General features: G+C 43.3%; 17 protein-coding genes. 9 read left to right on the top strand and 8 right to left on the bottom strand.

Annotated features, from left to right (window positions below):
- Nucleotides 1–37 precede the first annotated feature (37 nt).
- Both NSS87_RS17700 and NSS87_RS17695 read right to left on the bottom strand, forming a co-directional pair.
- A complete protein-coding gene (locus NSS87_RS17700; RefSeq protein ID WP_081951146.1) occupies nucleotides 38–250 on the bottom strand; it encodes a hypothetical protein in 213 nt (70 codons plus the stop codon).
- Between the two features lie 99 nt (nucleotides 251–349).
- Entirely contained in the window at nucleotides 350–862 is a 513-nt protein-coding gene (locus NSS87_RS17695; protein ID WP_339241706.1) for a MogA/MoaB family molybdenum cofactor biosynthesis protein, read from the bottom strand.
- 172 nt (nucleotides 863–1,034) lie between these two features.
- On the opposite strand from NSS87_RS17695, the gene NSS87_RS17690 reads away from it, so the two are divergent.
- The 3 genes from NSS87_RS17690 to NSS87_RS17680 all read left to right on the top strand — a co-directional run bounded on the left by NSS87_RS17690 (nucleotide 1,035) and on the right by NSS87_RS17680 (nucleotide 3,208).
- A complete protein-coding gene (locus NSS87_RS17690; RefSeq protein ID WP_339241704.1) occupies nucleotides 1,035–2,060 on the top strand; it encodes a GTP-binding protein in 1,026 nt (341 codons plus the stop codon).
- A 94-nt stretch (nucleotides 2,061–2,154) separates the two neighbouring features.
- Nucleotides 2,155–2,502, top strand: a complete 348-nt coding sequence (locus NSS87_RS17685) for a four-helix bundle copper-binding protein (RefSeq protein ID WP_042128424.1) — start codon at nucleotides 2,155–2,157, stop codon at nucleotides 2,500–2,502.
- 241 nt (nucleotides 2,503–2,743) lie between these two features.
- Nucleotides 2,744–3,208, top strand: a complete 465-nt coding sequence (locus tag NSS87_RS17680) for a hypothetical protein (RefSeq protein WP_042188942.1) — start codon at nucleotides 2,744–2,746, stop codon at nucleotides 3,206–3,208.
- Here the strand turns inward: NSS87_RS17680 and NSS87_RS17675 are convergent.
- The 3 genes from NSS87_RS17675 to NSS87_RS17665 form a co-directional block, all read right to left on the bottom strand.
- Nucleotides 3,185–4,438 carry a winged helix DNA-binding domain-containing protein gene (locus NSS87_RS17675; RefSeq protein ID WP_339241701.1) on the bottom strand — a complete coding sequence of 418 codons (1,254 nt, stop codon included), beginning with the start codon at nucleotides 4,436–4,438 and terminating at the stop codon, nucleotides 3,185–3,187. The genes NSS87_RS17680 and NSS87_RS17675 overlap by 24 nt on opposite strands.
- A 107-nt stretch (nucleotides 4,439–4,545) precedes the next feature.
- The gene (locus NSS87_RS17670; protein WP_042188937.1) at nucleotides 4,546–6,633 is read right to left on the bottom strand and encodes an ABC transporter ATP-binding protein; all 2,088 of its coding nucleotides are present in this window, start codon (nucleotides 6,631–6,633) and stop codon (nucleotides 4,546–4,548) included.
- A gap of 47 nt (nucleotides 6,634–6,680) precedes the next feature.
- Entirely contained in the window at nucleotides 6,681–8,429 is a 1,749-nt protein-coding gene (locus tag NSS87_RS17665; protein ID WP_042188935.1) for an ABC transporter transmembrane domain-containing protein, read from the bottom strand.
- A 546-nt stretch (nucleotides 8,430–8,975) separates the two neighbouring features.
- Here NSS87_RS17665 and NSS87_RS17660 point away from each other — a divergent pair.
- The gene (locus tag NSS87_RS17660; RefSeq protein ID WP_339241698.1) at nucleotides 8,976–9,293 is read left to right on the top strand and encodes a HesB/YadR/YfhF family protein; all 318 of its coding nucleotides are present in this window, start codon (nucleotides 8,976–8,978) and stop codon (nucleotides 9,291–9,293) included.
- A gap of 76 nt (nucleotides 9,294–9,369) precedes the next feature.
- Here the strand turns inward: NSS87_RS17660 and NSS87_RS17655 are convergent, their stop codons facing one another.
- A complete protein-coding gene (locus NSS87_RS17655) occupies nucleotides 9,370–9,885 on the bottom strand; it encodes a hypothetical protein (protein WP_042128412.1) in 516 nt (171 codons plus the stop codon).
- 124 nt (nucleotides 9,886–10,009) lie between these two features.
- Between NSS87_RS17655 and NSS87_RS17650 the strand changes: the two genes are divergently transcribed.
- The 3 genes from NSS87_RS17650 (at nucleotide 10,010) to NSS87_RS17640 (ending at nucleotide 13,341) form a co-directional block, all read left to right on the top strand.
- A complete protein-coding gene (locus NSS87_RS17650; protein WP_042188932.1) occupies nucleotides 10,010–11,758 on the top strand; it encodes an ABC transporter ATP-binding protein in 1,749 nt (582 codons plus the stop codon).
- Nucleotides 11,759–11,891: 133 nt separating this feature from the next.
- Nucleotides 11,892–12,410: a sigma-70 family RNA polymerase sigma factor gene (locus NSS87_RS17645; protein ID WP_042194048.1), complete on the top strand. Its 519-nt coding sequence runs from the start codon at nucleotides 11,892–11,894 to the stop codon at nucleotides 12,408–12,410.
- The gene (locus NSS87_RS17640; protein ID WP_149647276.1) at nucleotides 12,403–13,341 is read left to right on the top strand and encodes a DUF4179 domain-containing protein; all 939 of its coding nucleotides are present in this window, start codon (nucleotides 12,403–12,405) and stop codon (nucleotides 13,339–13,341) included. Before NSS87_RS17645 ends, NSS87_RS17640 begins: the two co-directional genes overlap by 8 nt.
- A 77-nt stretch (nucleotides 13,342–13,418) precedes the next feature.
- Here the strand turns inward: NSS87_RS17640 and NSS87_RS17635 are convergent, their stop codons facing one another.
- Both NSS87_RS17635 and NSS87_RS17630 read right to left on the bottom strand, forming a co-directional pair.
- Nucleotides 13,419–13,862: a DUF441 domain-containing protein gene (locus tag NSS87_RS17635; protein WP_042188929.1), complete on the bottom strand. Its 444-nt coding sequence runs from the start codon at nucleotides 13,860–13,862 to the stop codon at nucleotides 13,419–13,421.
- A 1-nt stretch (nucleotide 13,863) separates the two neighbouring features.
- Complete coding sequence (locus NSS87_RS17630; protein ID WP_042188927.1) at nucleotides 13,864–14,868, bottom strand: YpdA family putative bacillithiol disulfide reductase; 1,005 nt, start codon at nucleotides 14,866–14,868, stop codon at nucleotides 13,864–13,866.
- 180 nt (nucleotides 14,869–15,048) lie between these two features.
- On the opposite strand from NSS87_RS17630, the gene NSS87_RS17625 reads away from it, so the two are divergent.
- Together NSS87_RS17625 and NSS87_RS17620 are read left to right on the top strand one after the other, a co-directional pair.
- Nucleotides 15,049–15,645, top strand: coding sequence for a metalloregulator ArsR/SmtB family transcription factor (locus NSS87_RS17625; protein ID WP_042188925.1), 597 nt, complete (start codon nucleotides 15,049–15,051; stop codon nucleotides 15,643–15,645).
- Between the two features lie 121 nt (nucleotides 15,646–15,766).
- On the top strand, nucleotides 15,767–16,222 hold the full coding sequence (locus NSS87_RS17620) for a DUF3939 domain-containing protein (protein ID WP_042188923.1): 456 nt from the start codon (nucleotides 15,767–15,769) through the stop codon (nucleotides 16,220–16,222).
- The last annotated feature ends 120 nt before the right edge of the window (nucleotides 16,223–16,342 follow it).

The raw sequence follows: 16,342 nt of genomic DNA, 5'->3' as shown, positions 1-16,342 counted from the left end.
ATTTATAGGGGACTTTTAATAGTGTTGTGAAGTAGAGTTATCTTCCGCCTCTAGGCATCATGGAGTTATCAACAAATACATCTTTAACAGAATAAGTGTAGCAATGGCGAGGTACGGGTACACAGTGGTGACGTCTTACGATTTCAACTGGATGAATCACATTTACTACTTGTGGGTGGAAGTGATCTTGATAAACCACCTTAGGTGGGTCAGTAACCGTTTGGGCCGGGCATTTTGGACATTCAGACATTTCCTTCAGCTCCTTTTGTGTGTGGACTTACCGTATTATACGCACAGAACAAAAGCCTGCTTGGTTGTTTGTCTATTGTATTTAAAAATGGGTATTTGCTTAACGCTTGTAAATTTCACGCATAACATGGCGAAGTTCCGGGATAATTAACCGTTCCATAGCCAGTTTTACGGCTCCAGTTGAGCCAGGCATAGAAAAGATAGCGGTCTTTCCCATGGTGCCTGCAATGGCTCGACTAAGAATAGCTGCCGAACCGATGTCCTCTGTGAAGCTTAGCATCCGAAAAATTTCACCGAAGCCAGGTAATGTTTTATCTAGCAAAGAGGCAACAGCTTCATACGTCGTATCCCGTGGAGAAATCCCTGTTCCACCTGTCAGGAGTACAGCTTCTATTCCGGCGTGGTCAACACATTTATACAATAGCTCACGAATATTCTGATAATTATCTTTCGTAATGGTGCTGCCTATCACTTCATACCCGGCTTTTTCGAGCATAGATTTAATCAAAGCTCCTCCGGTATCTGTTTCAATAGTTCTGGTGTCCGAGACAGTAATGATATAGCAGGAAACGGTTTGAGGCGCTTCTTTCCGATGTTCTTCAACAGATGACAAATGGCTCAACTCCTAGATTAGAGATGTTATCATGATAGGGTATGGCAGAAGTAAAGACAAGCTTACTTGTACTCACAAAATTCAGCAGGAATTTGGGGTGCCGCTTGCGTGCTTCGCGCGCATGTAGTACACTCGCTACACATAACTGTAATTTGCTGGGGAGCGATGAAACATGGAACAGGTCGTACCTGTGTATATATTGTCAGGATTTCTGGGGAGCGGCAAAACAACACTGCTGCAGCGCCTACTAGATCTTTGGAAAAATCAGGGTTTACGCCCAGCAGTCGTGATGAATGAGCTGGGTGAAGTGAATTTAGATGGATTGCTAGTTGAGCAAACTGTCCCTATGGCAGAACTACTTGGTGGATGCATATGCTGTTCTATCCGAAGTGATCTTAGTACAGAACTCGCAACACTGATCAAGAAAGAGACTCCGGATGTCGTAGTGATCGAGGCAACAGGCGCTGCCAATCCGCTGGAAATTGTGGATGGCGTAACCGAGATTTCGTTGTATCAAAAAGTAGAACTGAAAAGCTTGATCACCGTCGTTGACGCCGCGCATCTTCTTGAACTGTATCGCGCACAGCAGGGGGCAACTTATCGTTTGATGCAGGAGCAGATTCGCTGCGCTTCTGTCTTGCTATTGAATAAAATTGACCGTGTAACCGCTGAAGAGGCGGAGGAGGTTAACGTTGTACTGCGGAAATGGAACGCTTATGCACCCATTCTGCCAACTGTGCGTTGTGAGGTGGAACCGGAGGAACTGCTGCGTGATGCAGGTGGAGTTCTTACGGATAAACAGCTGGAAGAGGTTGAGGACGCGAGCGAAAGCTTCTTGCATGATGAAGATGAACACACTACTGGTGGCACACATACTAGCCACGATCATGTGATGGCGTACACACATTATTTTAAACGTCCAGTAAACAGTGAAGAATTCGAACAGTTCGTTAAGGAATTACCACGTGATGTTTATAGAGCTAAAGGTATTGTGACCTTTAATGACACCTCCAGCCGGTTTCTTTTCCAATATGCCTATCGTGAAGCTGATTTTATGAAAATCACACCACAAGGCGAAGTGCCTGACGTTGCCGTATTTATCGGCGAACATTTCTCATCAAATGAACTGCGCACTAGATTACTGGAGATGGAGGGACGTACCTTCGTTCGTCCTAGTACAGTTAAGAGAAGTCTATAATCAGATCTCCTTGTCAGAAGTTGTAATGGTTCATTCCTAATCTTGTAGGTTAATAGTATCGCATACCCTATAAAAATACAGGAGGTTTAAGGCTATGACCCGAATTCAATATCAGGAGTGCATTGACGCTTGTTTAGAAAGTATGAATGCCTGTAATTATAGCTATGTCTCAAGCCTAAAAGAATATGATCTTGCTTCTCTGCGTGAAAGCATGCGGCTAGATCGTGAATGTGCGGATATTTGTTCATATGCCGTACAAGCGATGACTCGCCAAAGTCCGTTTGTAGCCGGAATTCTCCGTCTGTGTGCCGAAATTTGTGAAGCCTGTGCAGATGAAAGCAGCAAGCATATACATACACATTGTCAGGAATGTATTGATGCCTGCCGTAGATGTGCTGAGGCATGCCGTTTGATTAGCGATGCGGTTGAAGTATACGCGTAAGGTTGTATACCCAACCTAACTATATAATAAGCAAATGACCAGACCATTGCTGTGGATGTACAGCATGGTCTGTTTTTCTTTTTAGCACAAGGCTAGATTAAATTTCGTTTCTAGAAGAGGAAATATGTAGGGAACTGGAGAATTAACAGTAGATATGAAGCGAACATAAACTTCTCCGATTCACCTGGATGATATCAGTTTATTATAGCTCTGGCAGGCCGAACAGAAGTGGAGGGGAAAGATGAAGCATACACAAGTACCAGAGAGTGAACAATCCAAGGAGTTATTTGCGTATTTTGGACTAGCAGTTTATTATGGTCAAGCTCTAGAACAGCAGTTGACCAATTTGTTATTGCTCACCAAATTATCACAAGGGAAGACGCCCACTGAAGCAGATCTGACTGATTTGTATCAGCGAAAACTCAGCAATTCTCTCGGTCAACTCATCAAAGAAATTCAGCATCACTTTCCTTTCTCAGAGCAAGAAACCGCTCAGCTAGAAGAAGTGTGGAAGCAGCGTAACCATATCGTTCATGATTATTTCAAGGAACGGATACAAGAAACGTTCACCCCCGCTGGAAGGGCGAAAATGATTGAGGAGTTAAAACGATTCAAAAATAAGGCAAGAAGGCTAGAGATCAAATTACAAGGCTATTGTACAGAAATGTTCACGAAACTGGGGTTAGAAGAGGAAACTTTGCACTAATAACCCTTCTAATCCGCACTCCTCTACAACCTCCGGTCTAAAATGAATCTTAGAAGCTCTAACGCAGCGTGACAGTGCAGATAGAGCTTCGCCTAATGCCGGAAGCATCTCTGGCGTTAGGTGTTCACCGGGTTCCCACCACCAATTCATAATGTTCAATGTTTGGCTCTTCTTATCCATCACCGGTTCAAATCTCGCAATAAAACGATCATTATATAATATAGGCAGTACATAATAACCATACTCCCGTTCCAAGGCTGGTTTATAGACTTCCCAGCGGTAATGAAATCCAAATAATTGTCGGATCAGCTCTCGATCCCATATCAAGTTATCGAGTGGAGCTAAGACAGCCGCAAACGAATAACTTGAATGACTCTCAGCATCTTCAGACTCCTGCTGTATTACAGCTTCTAAAGTTAGAGCGTCCATGCTACGGATGTAGAGTGGAAGCTTAATACCCTCCACTAGAACTTCTCTGAGACTGTCTGCCATTAACAGTCTTTGAATCGCTTCAGTACGTTCCTTGCTCTTTAGACCAGAAATTCCAAGCCATCCATCGCCAGATTTATTCCATAACAGTCCGATGCTACCTATTCTACGCAGCACATACCAATCATGAAATTGTTCATCAGTGGGGTTAGGGTCTTCAGTGTTTAAAAGATTATGAGGAAGCAGGCGTTCAGTGAAATCGTAATACCGACGGGTATGAACACGATGATGAACGACGACTTCTCCCCAAAAGTACATACTTTCCAAAGCGGCCCGTGTTAATCTAGCCGGAGCCCAAGCCCAATCCACCTTGTCCTTACCATCTAGATCCAGAGAGGAGAGGGGACCGCGCTTTAATAGCTCTCCACGAACCTGTTCTACTGTAGCCATTACTGGCTCATTGGCCCGATGGTGTGTGGCTGATGCCTCTCTTCTACGTTTAAAATAAGGCCAGTCCTCTGTACAATAAATGGACATGTTCTTGTCCCAGCCATCTAATAGAAGTCGGTCTTGATACAGTAGCTCTTGGGCTTGCTCAGGTGTGAAACCGGGAACTCGTGCTTGGAGGACAAGCTCATGGTTATGGCCTGCGATGTTAAGTGGATCATATTGGATACAGCCTACGTGACGAACGTAATCATAAATACTAAGTTTACCGGCAGGAAGAGCGCCCCTAGTTAACTTTTGGTGAGCCAGGAGAAAAAATCGAGCTTGCTTCTTAGTTATAGTGTATGTACGCATCAAAAGCCTCCTTCACCTATATGTATTATTTTTCATTTTACAGAACAAACGTTCTAATATCAAGTATAGAAAAACCCTGAATCACAGGATGTGACTCAGGGGATCGATTACATCTTCTCTAACGATGGTTGCAAGCTGCCTAACGAAGGTCGGGAGGGTGCACCATTGTTATTGTCTATGCTGTTAGAACCAGCACCTACTTGTAGCTGGTACATCCGGAAGTATCTACCGCCGAGTGCCATCAGCTCATCGTGGCTACCGCGCTCTACAATCTCACCATGATGTAGAACAAGAATCTGATCTGCACTACGAATCGTGGAAAGACGGTGTGCGATGATGAATGTGGTGCGTCCTTTTTTGAGGACTTCTAATGCATCTTGAATGACGCTTTCTGTCTCCGTGTCGATATTGGAGGTAGCTTCATCAAGAATCAGAATAGCTGGGTCGAAGGAGAGCGCTCTGGCAAACGAAATCAATTGCCGCTGACCTGCAGAAAGGGTGCTCCCTTTTTCAATAACCGGTTCATCAAAACCTTGAGGAAGGTGGGCCAGCAATTTATCTGCTCCGACTTCCCGTAAAGCCCGTTCAACCCGTTCGCGTGAGATTCGTTCATCCCCCAGGCTGACATTGGAAGCAATAGTGCCAGTGAAGAGGTAAGGGTCTTGAAGAACAATCCCCATGTGATTGCGTAGCCATTGCTTCGGAATATCTGTAACCTTCTGGCCATCAATCGTGATTTCACCTTTCTGTGGATCATAGAACCGGAATAATAAGTTGATGATCGAGCTTTTTCCGGAACCGGTGTGACCTACTAGAGCAACAGTTTCGCCTGGGCGTGCTTCAAAGGAAATATCGCGAAGGACGAAGTCTTTTTTATAAGCAAAAGATACGTTCTTAAACTCCACTTTTCCTTTATAGCGCGGCATGGAACCATCGGTAACATTCTCCCCAGGCTCATCCATAAGAGTAAACACACGACCCGCAGACACCATAGAAGTGTCGAGATTTGCAAGCTGATTCACCATACCTGTAATCGGTTGGAACAAACGTCCAAGCACATCGACGAAGGCGTATAGAACACCTAAAGATACAAATGTAGAACCCGTAATACTGCCATGTCCGAAATACCAAAGCACCATCACAAAAGAGAGACTGCGTAGAGAGTTCACCAGGTTGTGGGAGGTGAAGGCATTCAGATTCAGCATTTTATTCTGATATTTCAAGTAGTCATCGTTCAGATGCTCAAATTCTTCACCAAGCTGCTTCTGACGGCGGAATATACGAACAATGGACATTCCTTGAATCGATTCATTAATGATAGCGTTGATCTCACTCAGACGTGAGCGGATGATCGTATTGTATTTTGTAGCTATTTTGCGGTAGAGCACGATCCAAAGAATAAGAATCGGGATGATGAACAAGCTGATCAGACCTAGCCGAACATCGAGCAGGAACAAGGCGATGTATACACCAGTAATATTAATAATACCAGTACTGAAATTAGAGAGAACGGCAATAAATAGATCCTTAATCGCCTCGGTATCATTAGTTACACGTGACACTACCTTACCTGCTGGCAAGTTGTCAAAAAAGTAAACCGGAAGTCGCTGGATATGCGCATACACATCTGTTCGTAGTTTTCGGATTACCTGATTCGCCGAAGATTGCAGCCAATAGGTTTTACCGAATTCGGCAAAGATCGAGATGACCAGGAAGATAGCGTACAAACCGACCAGCTGATAAATACCAGGGAGCTCAGGTTTGTAAAAATCAAACAGTTCATCCGCTGAAAGTTTAACAGCAGGATAGATGACTTCGTCCTGGCCGCGCGTGATATGCATTTCACCATTACTGAACTTTCTCTCACCATCGGATTGTGTTACGGCTTCATTGATAAAGTAGAAACTTCGTCCCGATTGAAGAATGCGAATTTCTTGACCCTTAGCTTCCCCGGGTTCAAAACGGTCTCCGCGTTTGTAATAAGCGTTGTTATACTGAACTGCCTCATCAGGTGATGCAGTACTAAAATAAGGCTTTTCGATGGCCAACATATGATTGTCAATCATGCTTTTGGCAATAAATGGACCTGCCAGTTCAGCCGCTACCCCGATGGAGAGGAGTAGAAGGGCTGCGATAAAGGTTTTTTTTGCGGTCAATGCGTATTCAAGCAGGCGTTTGCCTGTACTCTTTGTCAACGGTGACACCTCCTAAAAGTTTTGCTTAGTCATAGCTAGTATGTCTTTTAATCATTCGATAAATTATTCTCTACTTGCTGCCGGTCATACTGCTCGCGGTACCAGCCATTCATATCCAGCAGCTCTTGATGCGTACCACGTTCAACGATATGTCCGTTATCAAGTACGACGATCATGTCGGCATGTTGAACAGCAGAGAGGCGGTGCGTAGAGATCAATGTAGTCTTTCCCGCACGCTCTTGGCGAATATTCTCAATGATCTGAGCTTCAGTACGAGCATCAACAGCGGATAAGGCATCGTCCAGAATCAGTACATCTGGATTTGCGATAAAGGCTCTGGATAAGGATACACGTTGTTTTTGTCCACCGGATAAGGATACTCCACGTTCACCAACCAACGTATCTAAACCATCGGATAATGTTCCTAAGTCATTTTGGAAGGCGGCAGCTGTGATAGCTTTCATGATCGTATCGTCATCCGCGTTGTCTAGACCAAATTGAATATTCTGACGTACTGATTTGGAGAACAAGATCTGTTCTTGAGGAACATAACCCATCCAGCTGTGTAGCTGATCCAATGAAATCTGTTGAATCGGAACTCCAGAGATGAGAATTTCACCATTACCTGTCGGATATTCACGAAGCAGCTGTTTGAGGAGGGTTGATTTACCGCTTCCCGTACGACCGACTACACCTAGTGTTTGCCCTTGGTTTAAGGTCAGACTGACATTGCTTAGATTGTCAATCGTCGATGAGGGATAACGGAAGGTCACATCGTTAAGTTCAATTCGGGTAGGGTTAGCAACTTGAACCGGATTGGCCGCACTTTGAACATCCGCTTTGGAGTTTAGCGTCTCATCAATACGTTCGAGAGAAGCACCACCACGTTGCATGATGTTAATAAGCTCTCCAATAGCGAACATCGGCCAAACGATCATTCCGAGGTACATGTTAAAGGAGACAAGATCCCCTAGGGTGATCTGATTACGGAACACAAGATATATCCCATAGGTAAGACCGATAATGTAGCTGAGCCCTACGCAGAACCGAATCGTCGGTTCGAAGAAGGCATCGACACGGGCGACGGCCATGTTCTTGTTGTATACATCTTCTGTAATATCCGAGAATCTCTTCTCATCAAGTCTTTCTTGTACATAAGCACGGATAACTCGCACACCTGAGACAGACTCGAGAACCTGATCATTCATATCTCCGAACGCATCTTGTGCTAAGCTGTAACGATCATGGATCGCTTTACCATAAAAAATCATAGCTATTGCAATTAGTGGTAATGGTAAGACTGCTGCAAGTGTCAGCTTCCAGCTGACAAGAAAACCCATTGCGAATAGTACGACAGTGAGGTAAATTGTAGAATCCACCAGGGTGAGCATCCCGAATCCAACGGTAGCTGAGACAGCTCTGATATCATTGGTTGCCCGAGCCATCAGGTCGCCGGTTCTATTGCGTTCGAAAAACGACGGGGTCATGGTCATCAAATGATTCATAAATCTCGAGCGCAGCAGGCGCTCTACGAGGTTGGAGCCTCCGAATAATTTGTGCATCCATATGTAGGTAATCCAATAAATGACTAGCAGCAAAATGAGGATCATACCGATATACTTGGCTAACGATGCTGTAGTAATAGAACCGCGTACTATGTCGTCAATGGCATTGCCTAGCAGACGTGGGGGGAATAATTCAAGAACACCTACACCAATAAGTAAGATAAGGCCAATCAGGTAACGCCTTTTTTCTCGGCGAAAGAACCAGCCGAGATTACGGAGAACGGAGAACAAGTAAATCCCTTCCTTTCGAGTTAAAGTACTAGCTGTGATGTTGGAAAAAAGCGCAAGTGGTTATCTCGACAGCCAAGAAAAAACGACGTTGTCGTCCTTCAAAGATGACAACCGACAAAAAAGGCATATCATCCGAAAACGGACGATATGCCTGTAATTTACAGCTATCATGCGCACGGTGCTATACAGCACCAGGCATGTGAGAGACCTTCAAGAACTAAAGTTATACGATCAATTACACTCGCAGGGAACTTCAGGATGGTTTCACCACTTGGGCTGCTTCGGTATTCGGTTGATTGGAAATTCCAACAATAGTTATTTGATATGGCTGTAACTTCGTAAACACCGCGCTCACCCCTTTCATTGATTTAATAATAACTTTTGGTAATAACTAGTAGACCGTTAGTTATGATCAGAGTTTATCACTCGCTTCGCAAAGTTGTCAAACTAATTTTTGAGGAGCTTGGGAAAACATTAATTGTATAAAGGTATTTGAATATCGATTCATTTTCAGTATGATTAGACTATACAAAGGAGCTGAGAGAGATGAACATGGAAATTAGTCAAGCAGCGGCAGCTTGGTTTAAAAGAGAACTGGATCTTAAGAATGGAGACTATATTCGTTTATTTCCCCGCTATAGCTCGGGAGGTGGACTTCACCCTGGTTTCTCACTGGGTATCGGGACGGAGGCACCAGGACGTCCGGCAATACAAGTTGAACAAGACGATATTGTGTTCTACATGGAAGAGCAGGACTTATGGTATATGGAAGGTTACGGCTTAACTATTGTGTATTCTGAGGCAGACGATGACATTGAATATAAGTATGAAGCCAAATCGGTGCCTGGCGGAGTACAGGTTTAAATGTCTTAATTTTGTTTTTTTTACTAATGTGAAAAGCCCTTGCCAAAAGGCAGGGCTTTTTCTAGTGTTGATATAATCAGTGCGAATTGCGAAACGTTTCTTCCTCCATAGCAAAATCGAAATCGTCAATGTCGTATACTTGAACAGGGACTCCACCTTCAATAATGCGTTGAATCAGCTCGAATTGATCTGTAAGAATAGGCACCTTCTCACGTTGTGAGGACAATAGAAGCTCCGTTTCGATAGGATCGAACGTTTCGCCGTAGACAGCGGTATCCATGCTGTTAATGATGGTAATCTTTGATTGTCCGCCTAGTAGAATACCAGAGCTTTTTGCCCAAGGAACGGCCAGACAGCGGTTGATTTTTTTAGCATTAAGTGGCTCTTCAAAATAGGCAATGAGCTCACCAATCTTGAGTTTAACATGCTTGTCATCATCTGGACGGTTCATTAACGGATCATCACTGTCCCGCAGTTCGTATAATTCCATCACGGTCGTATAAGGCACTATATATTCTACAGGGCTGCTCGATATGAGAAGCTGGCCGTAAATCGCCATCATGACGGCTTCCGTCACAAATTGTCTAGACATCTTTATCCTCCTGAAGTTCGGGTACTGCTATCGTACTTATGGACTTAAAAATATAAAAACACTGTAGAGCGCAAAAGTCAACTGTACTTAGCAACTCAGTAAAGAGAAAGGACAGAATATCCCTGTGAAGCAATGGAAATCATATTTTACTTTTGTACGGCCTTACATGAAATGGATTGTGTTTACGCTCTTTATAGGTATGATCAAGTTCAGCATCCCGTTGACACTGCCTATGATTCTGAAATACGTAGTCGATGATCTGCTGATGAACCCTGCCATGAGTGCCCAGGAGCGGGTATCGCAATTGATGCTCATCCTCGGAGGCGCTTTTGTTTTATTTGTAATTGTAAGGGGACCGGTGGAGTATTACCGGCAGTATTTTGCCCAGCTGATCACAAGTAAGATATTGTTCGATATGCGGAATAAGCTATACAGTCACTTACAGCGGTTATCGCTGCGGTATTATCAGAATACAAAAGTGGGTGAAGCGATTTCGAGATTTATAAATGATGTGGAACAGACTAAAAATTTAGTAGAAGTCGGAATGATGAATGTATGGCTGGATTTATTTACGCTAGTGTTTGCGCTTGGTTTTATGTTTTATTTGAATCCAGTGCTGGCGTTAGTATCTATCGCTGTACTTCCTTTCTACGCCTTTGCGGTAAGTAAACTATATAAACGACTTAAAGTGTTAACGAAAGACCGTTCACAGGCTCTGGCTGGCATTCAAGGCTATCTTCATGAACGGATTCAAGGCATTTCGATCATCCGCAGCTTCACCATGGAAAAAGTGGATCAGAAGCAGTTCGAAGATATCAACGGTAACTTTCTCAAAAAAGCGATGGCTCAAACTCGTTGGAATGCGATTACCTTCGCGATTATTAACACACTAACGGATATTGCACCACTGCTAGTCATCGGATACGGTGGTTATCAAGTGATTCATGGTAATTTGACTGTGGGAACCTTTGTTGCTTTCTTCGGCTATCTGGACCGGATGTATGCGCCGCTGCGTCGATTGATTAATTCCTCGACAGTGCTCACGCAAGCCTCGGCTTCCCTTGAACGGGTGCTTGAGCTGCTGGACGAGCCTTATGATATCGTGGATAAACCGGGAGCAAGACCTCTGACGAATGCACGTGGTGAAATTGATTTTCATAATGTTTGGTTCAAATACAACGAAGAAAATGATTGGGTACTGAAGGATATTAATTTAAGTATCAAACCTGGTCAGACGGTCGCTTTTGTTGGAATGAGTGGTGGCGGGAAGTCCTCTCTCATAAGCTTGATCCCGCGATTCTATGACATAAGCAAAGGTAGCCTCCAGATGGATGGTCAGGATATACAGGGTTTGACGCAGGAGAGTTTGCGAAGAGCTGTTGGGATGGTGCTTCAAGATAATTTCTTATTTAGTGGGTCTGTACGAGATAATATCTTGTTCGGCAATCCTAATGCTACAGAGGAGCAAGTCCTCTCGGCGGCGAGAGCTGCCAATGCGCATGATTTTATTGAGCAGCTGCCGCTAGGCTATGATACAGAAGTGGGAGAACGTGGAGTGAAGCTGTCCGGTGGGCAAAAGCAACGGGTAGCCATAGCAAGGGTGTTTCTTAAAGACCCAAAGGTTCTTATATTAGACGAAGCTACGTCAGCGCTGGATCTGGAATCAGAGCATTTAATTCAACAAGCTCTGCAATCCCTCTCGTCGGAACGAACTACACTCATTGTTGCGCATAGACTGTCTACCATTACACATGCTGATCAGATCGTGGTGCTTGAGAACGGTGAAATCACAGAACGTGGTACACATGAGGAACTAATGGGACTGGACGGAAGTTATGCGAGATTGTTTAACGTACAGCATTTGGATACATGATAAGATCTAACATTATAATAAATTACTTAGGTGGTCTTCTCGGGAGAGAGGGCCATTTTTTTAAATCCATTTGAGTCTTTTTGAATATCACGTGCGTCTAAAAAATATAAGCAACATGAAAGGTAGTGAGAACTTGAATACAACAGAGCTGGAGGAAAAGGCGATAGCGGGTGATGAAGACAGCTTTACTGCATTGATAGACGGGATGCAAGAACGTCTTTACCGTATGGCGTACTCCTATGTGAGGAATAAGGATGATGCGCTGGAGATTGTACAGGAGACCGTCTATAAAGCGTTCATCTCAATTCATAAACTGCAGCAACCCCAATATTTTAAAACTTGGCTCACAAAAATAGCCGTCAATTGTGCCTTGGACTTTATCCGAAAATCTAAAAAAATCGTGTATATGGAGAAAGATCCCGAAGGCAGCTACGCTTCAGAACCCATAGAGGATGTCATTGATCTTCAGGAGGCGCTAAGAGTTCTTGATAAAAGATCAAGAATGATCATTGTGATGAGGTATTTTGAAGACTTGCCCATAAAGGAAATTGCCGGGGTATTGGACATGCCAGAGAGTACGGTGAAAACCGTCATCTATCGGGGATTAGGGAAATTAAAAATTAATATGAAGGGGAGTGAGTACTTTGGATAATCAACTTGAACGTTTACAGAAAGCATACAACGATATTGAAATCCCCGAAGAACTATCACAAGCTTCTCGAAAAGGTATTGAAAGAGGAAAACGCTATAAACAACAGAAAAGAGGAATAAAAATGAGCGGATTAAAATGGACAGGATCAGTTGCAGCAGCAGTTATCATTTCTTTTACAGTGGGTGTAAATACGGTACCCGCTTTCGCGGATAGTATGAATCAAGTGCCCGTTCTAGGTAAGCTGGTAAGTGTATTGAAATTTACGGATGGAAGTGCAGGCGGCGGCACGATTCAGGATGGAGTAGATGTCAATTTCATTTCGTTGAAACATCAGAAGAACAGTGATCAAATGATTTTAAACTTTGCAAATTCGGACAATACACAAGACCTTGCAAGCTCTTATAACGTAAAATTCACTGACAATCCTTATACAATGACCGTAACCGTGAGTGGGGCAAGGAACTTCTCAGCTGTTAAAGATCTTGAGACATTAAAAGAAAGTAAGTATGTTCAAGATGCTTATCCTTTAATTACATTGGATGACTCCATGATACGTTTCAATGTAACCTTCAAAGAGCCAGTTGCTTATGAGGTAAAGGAATATAAGGATCCGGCACAGGTGGCGATTACATTGAAGGATAAGAAGGGTGACGTGGAAGAAGGAACTTCTATCTATTCACTTAGAACAAGCTCAGAGCCTTCCGGCGAGAGTCAAGGTATGGCTGAAGAGATGTTATACGGGTTAGAGAACGTGCGCGTATTAAAGGATCAGAAGGGATTATTCCTAGTGGAAGCTGGGTATTTTAATACAGAAGCAGAAGCTTTGGCCCAACTGAAAAAAATTCAAACAGAGCATGGGGTTGGTGATCTATTGTTTGTAGAAAAACGATCGTCTCAGGAGATTCCACAATCCATTTCTCAGGCTGAATAAAAATAAAATAGAGCAGCGATTCTCTCGATAGTGGAGAATTGCTGCTCTATTTTTGTGTTGAATGGTTGCTCCACCTTTTACATTTTGCCAATCAAGAGCGACAAAATACCGGCTGCGATAAGCGGTCCTACAGGGACACCCTTGAACAATGCAACGCCAATCACTGTTCCGATCAGGAGACCCGCAACAACTGTGGGCTGGTTGGTCATAAGGATGGCTCCGCGCCCACCAAGATAAGCGACGAGAATGCCGATCGCAATCGCAAGAAGAGACTTCCAGTGGAGGAAGGACTGACCGACCATCTGCAGCGATATTTTTCCGCTGGCCAAAGGCGTCATGACCCCGATCGTAAGAATGATAATCCCGATAGTTAAACCATATTTCTCAAGCCAAGGGAAGGTCTGCTGCAGGCCAAGAACTCTTAGCAGTAGTAGGACGACCATTGCTATTGTTACAGGGGAATTACTGCTTATAATACCGAGCGCAGCAAGACCAAGCAAAAGCAAAGAGGTCATGTCCATCTTAAACGTTCAACTCCTTATTGTGAGAACTGCGCTTCGCAAGAATGTGATCTGCGATAAGTTTACCATGCCCACGTCCTGTCTCAATAAATACTTCATTCGCATTGCGGCCTGAAGCGATTACTCCTGCAACATAAAGACCTGGAACATTACTTTCCATAGTTGAAGGATTAAATGCTGGCTTATCCATATCGTCATCCATAACTACACCGGCAGAAGTGAGAAGCACCCGGCTAGGCCGGAAGCCAGTTAAAGCAAGGACGAAATCATTATCTATGGATTTTTTGTCTCCATTATGACTCGTAACTATAACCGAACTAGCCGTAATTTCAGTAACACGTGATTCCAGATGTAGAGTGATTTTACCCTTTTGTACCATCCCTTCAAAGATTGGCCGAACCCAAGGCTTAATATTCGAGGAAATGCTCTCACCACGATAGACCATATCGACTGTAGCTCCAACGCGCATAAGCTCCAGTGCTGCATCTACCGCTGAATTACTGCCACCAATGACAGTAACTTTCATCCCTGTATATGGATGGGCTTCACCGAAATAGTGGGTAACTTTAGGGAGTTCTTCCCCTGGAATACCGATCATATTCGGTTGATCAAAATAACCTGTAGCGATAACGACATTTGCAGTGATTCGTGTGTGATGCTCACCACGCATATTGGACGTATGTACAGCATAGGTTCCATCTTCCAGAGGCTCAATGGATAACGCTTCTTCGTAAGCGGCGATATCTAGACCATACTGCTTCGCAGCCCGGCGGTAATAGACAAGAGCTTCATGGCGGTATGGTTTATCATTGGTCGAGGTGAAAGGAACGTCTCCGATTTCTAATAACTCAGCGGTACTGAAGAATTGCATATTTGTTGGATACAAATAAATGGAGTGAACGATAAAGCTTTTTTCAATAATGAGACTGGACAGTCCTTGGCGCTGGCATTCGATAGCTGCCGAGAGGCCGCAAGGACCTGCACCGATAATAATTACATCTTTCATACAGTGGGTTACCTCCTGATTGTTACTATCTTTTCTTTAAATCCTACCCTAAATTCATTCATTTTGCCATAAGCATAAGATTAAACACAATAACCATTGCAATCATAATGTTGATTGTTATATAATTAGATATATATCTAATGTGTATCTAGCTTATGAAGGTGAAGGAGTGTGATTCCAATGCAGTTAGAAAAAATAGTGAACTATCATAAAGCTTTGGCTGACCCAACACGTCTTCGTTTATTGTTGCTTCTGTCACAAGGAGAAATGCACGGACAAGCGCTGGCTGAGAAATTGAATTTATCACAACCAACGGTAACTCATCATGCAGCGAAATTGCGTGAAGTAGCTCTAATAAAGGAACGACGTGACAAAAATACAGTTTATTTTAAGTTGAATCCAGATTTCATTAGTAGTGGCGCTGAGGCTTCACTTCAGTTTATTTTTTCGAAAGGAGCGAGAAATATGGAAGAGAAATCACCTGAAAATAGTCTAAAGGAGTCTGTGCTGCGTAACTTTTTTTCGAAGGATGGGCGGCTTCGGCAAATCCCGGCACAATATAAAAAGAAACTGATCGCACTTCAGTACATGGTTGAGAAGCTAGAGCCAGGGGTAGTTTATAGTGAGAAGGAAATTAACGAGTTTATTAAGCAGTTCCATGAAGATTTTGCTACCATTCGGCGTGAATTTATTATGCATCAGTTTATGTATCGTGAGAATGATAAATATGAACTTAATCCCCAAGAAATTTGGACACGGTGGGAAGATGTCAAATAATGATCATAAAGCTGTTAACAATTTGTGTCGATTGGAAATATGTTGATTAAGAAGGAGGAATTCGAATATAATAGAATTGTAAGCGTTAACAAAGATAGTTTTTCGAAAGGAGACTTGTCTTATGTTTTTCAAACGCGCAAAAAAACAATCACAATCCGATCACGTCACCGTTACCTTAAATCAAGTCAAGCAGGCGATCAGACAGTTTGAAGAAGATATGCCTGCGCTAATTAATAGAACAGCCTTAATCCTTGAAGACAAAAGAATAGATTTGAGCCGACTACAACGATATTTAGGTGGAGTTCCAGACCAGAATTTCTATATGTCACGTGAGACGTATGAAGTTTTCGAGGAACAAGATAAGCTAGTTCCGTATTACCTTGATATGGTTCAGTCCGCTGTAGACAATTACATCAGTGATACAGGTCAGTTGCCACTTGTTGAAGATGCATGGTTACCTGAGGTCCATTATCGTTTGCTAGCCACAGAAAGTTATCTCAAAGAAACCCCTCCTTTCCCACTGTATATCACAGAAGAGGAAATGATGCTGACACATCGAGCGGAGCATTTTGAGTAAATGAATAAATCAAATATAAAGCCTATAAAGACTGTTCAGTAGAAGGGGAGACAGCAGTTCCTTTTTACAGAATGGTCTTTTCATTGTCTTCAAAGGCATAGTACAATAGATTTCTGTAAG

Source organism: Paenibacillus sp. FSL F4-0243, from assembly GCF_037963295.1.
GTDB lineage: Bacteria > Bacillota > Bacilli > Paenibacillales > Paenibacillaceae > Paenibacillus_AQ.
The sequence above is the reverse complement of the archived record's forward strand: the minus strand, read 5'-3'. Positions and strand labels throughout refer to the sequence as shown.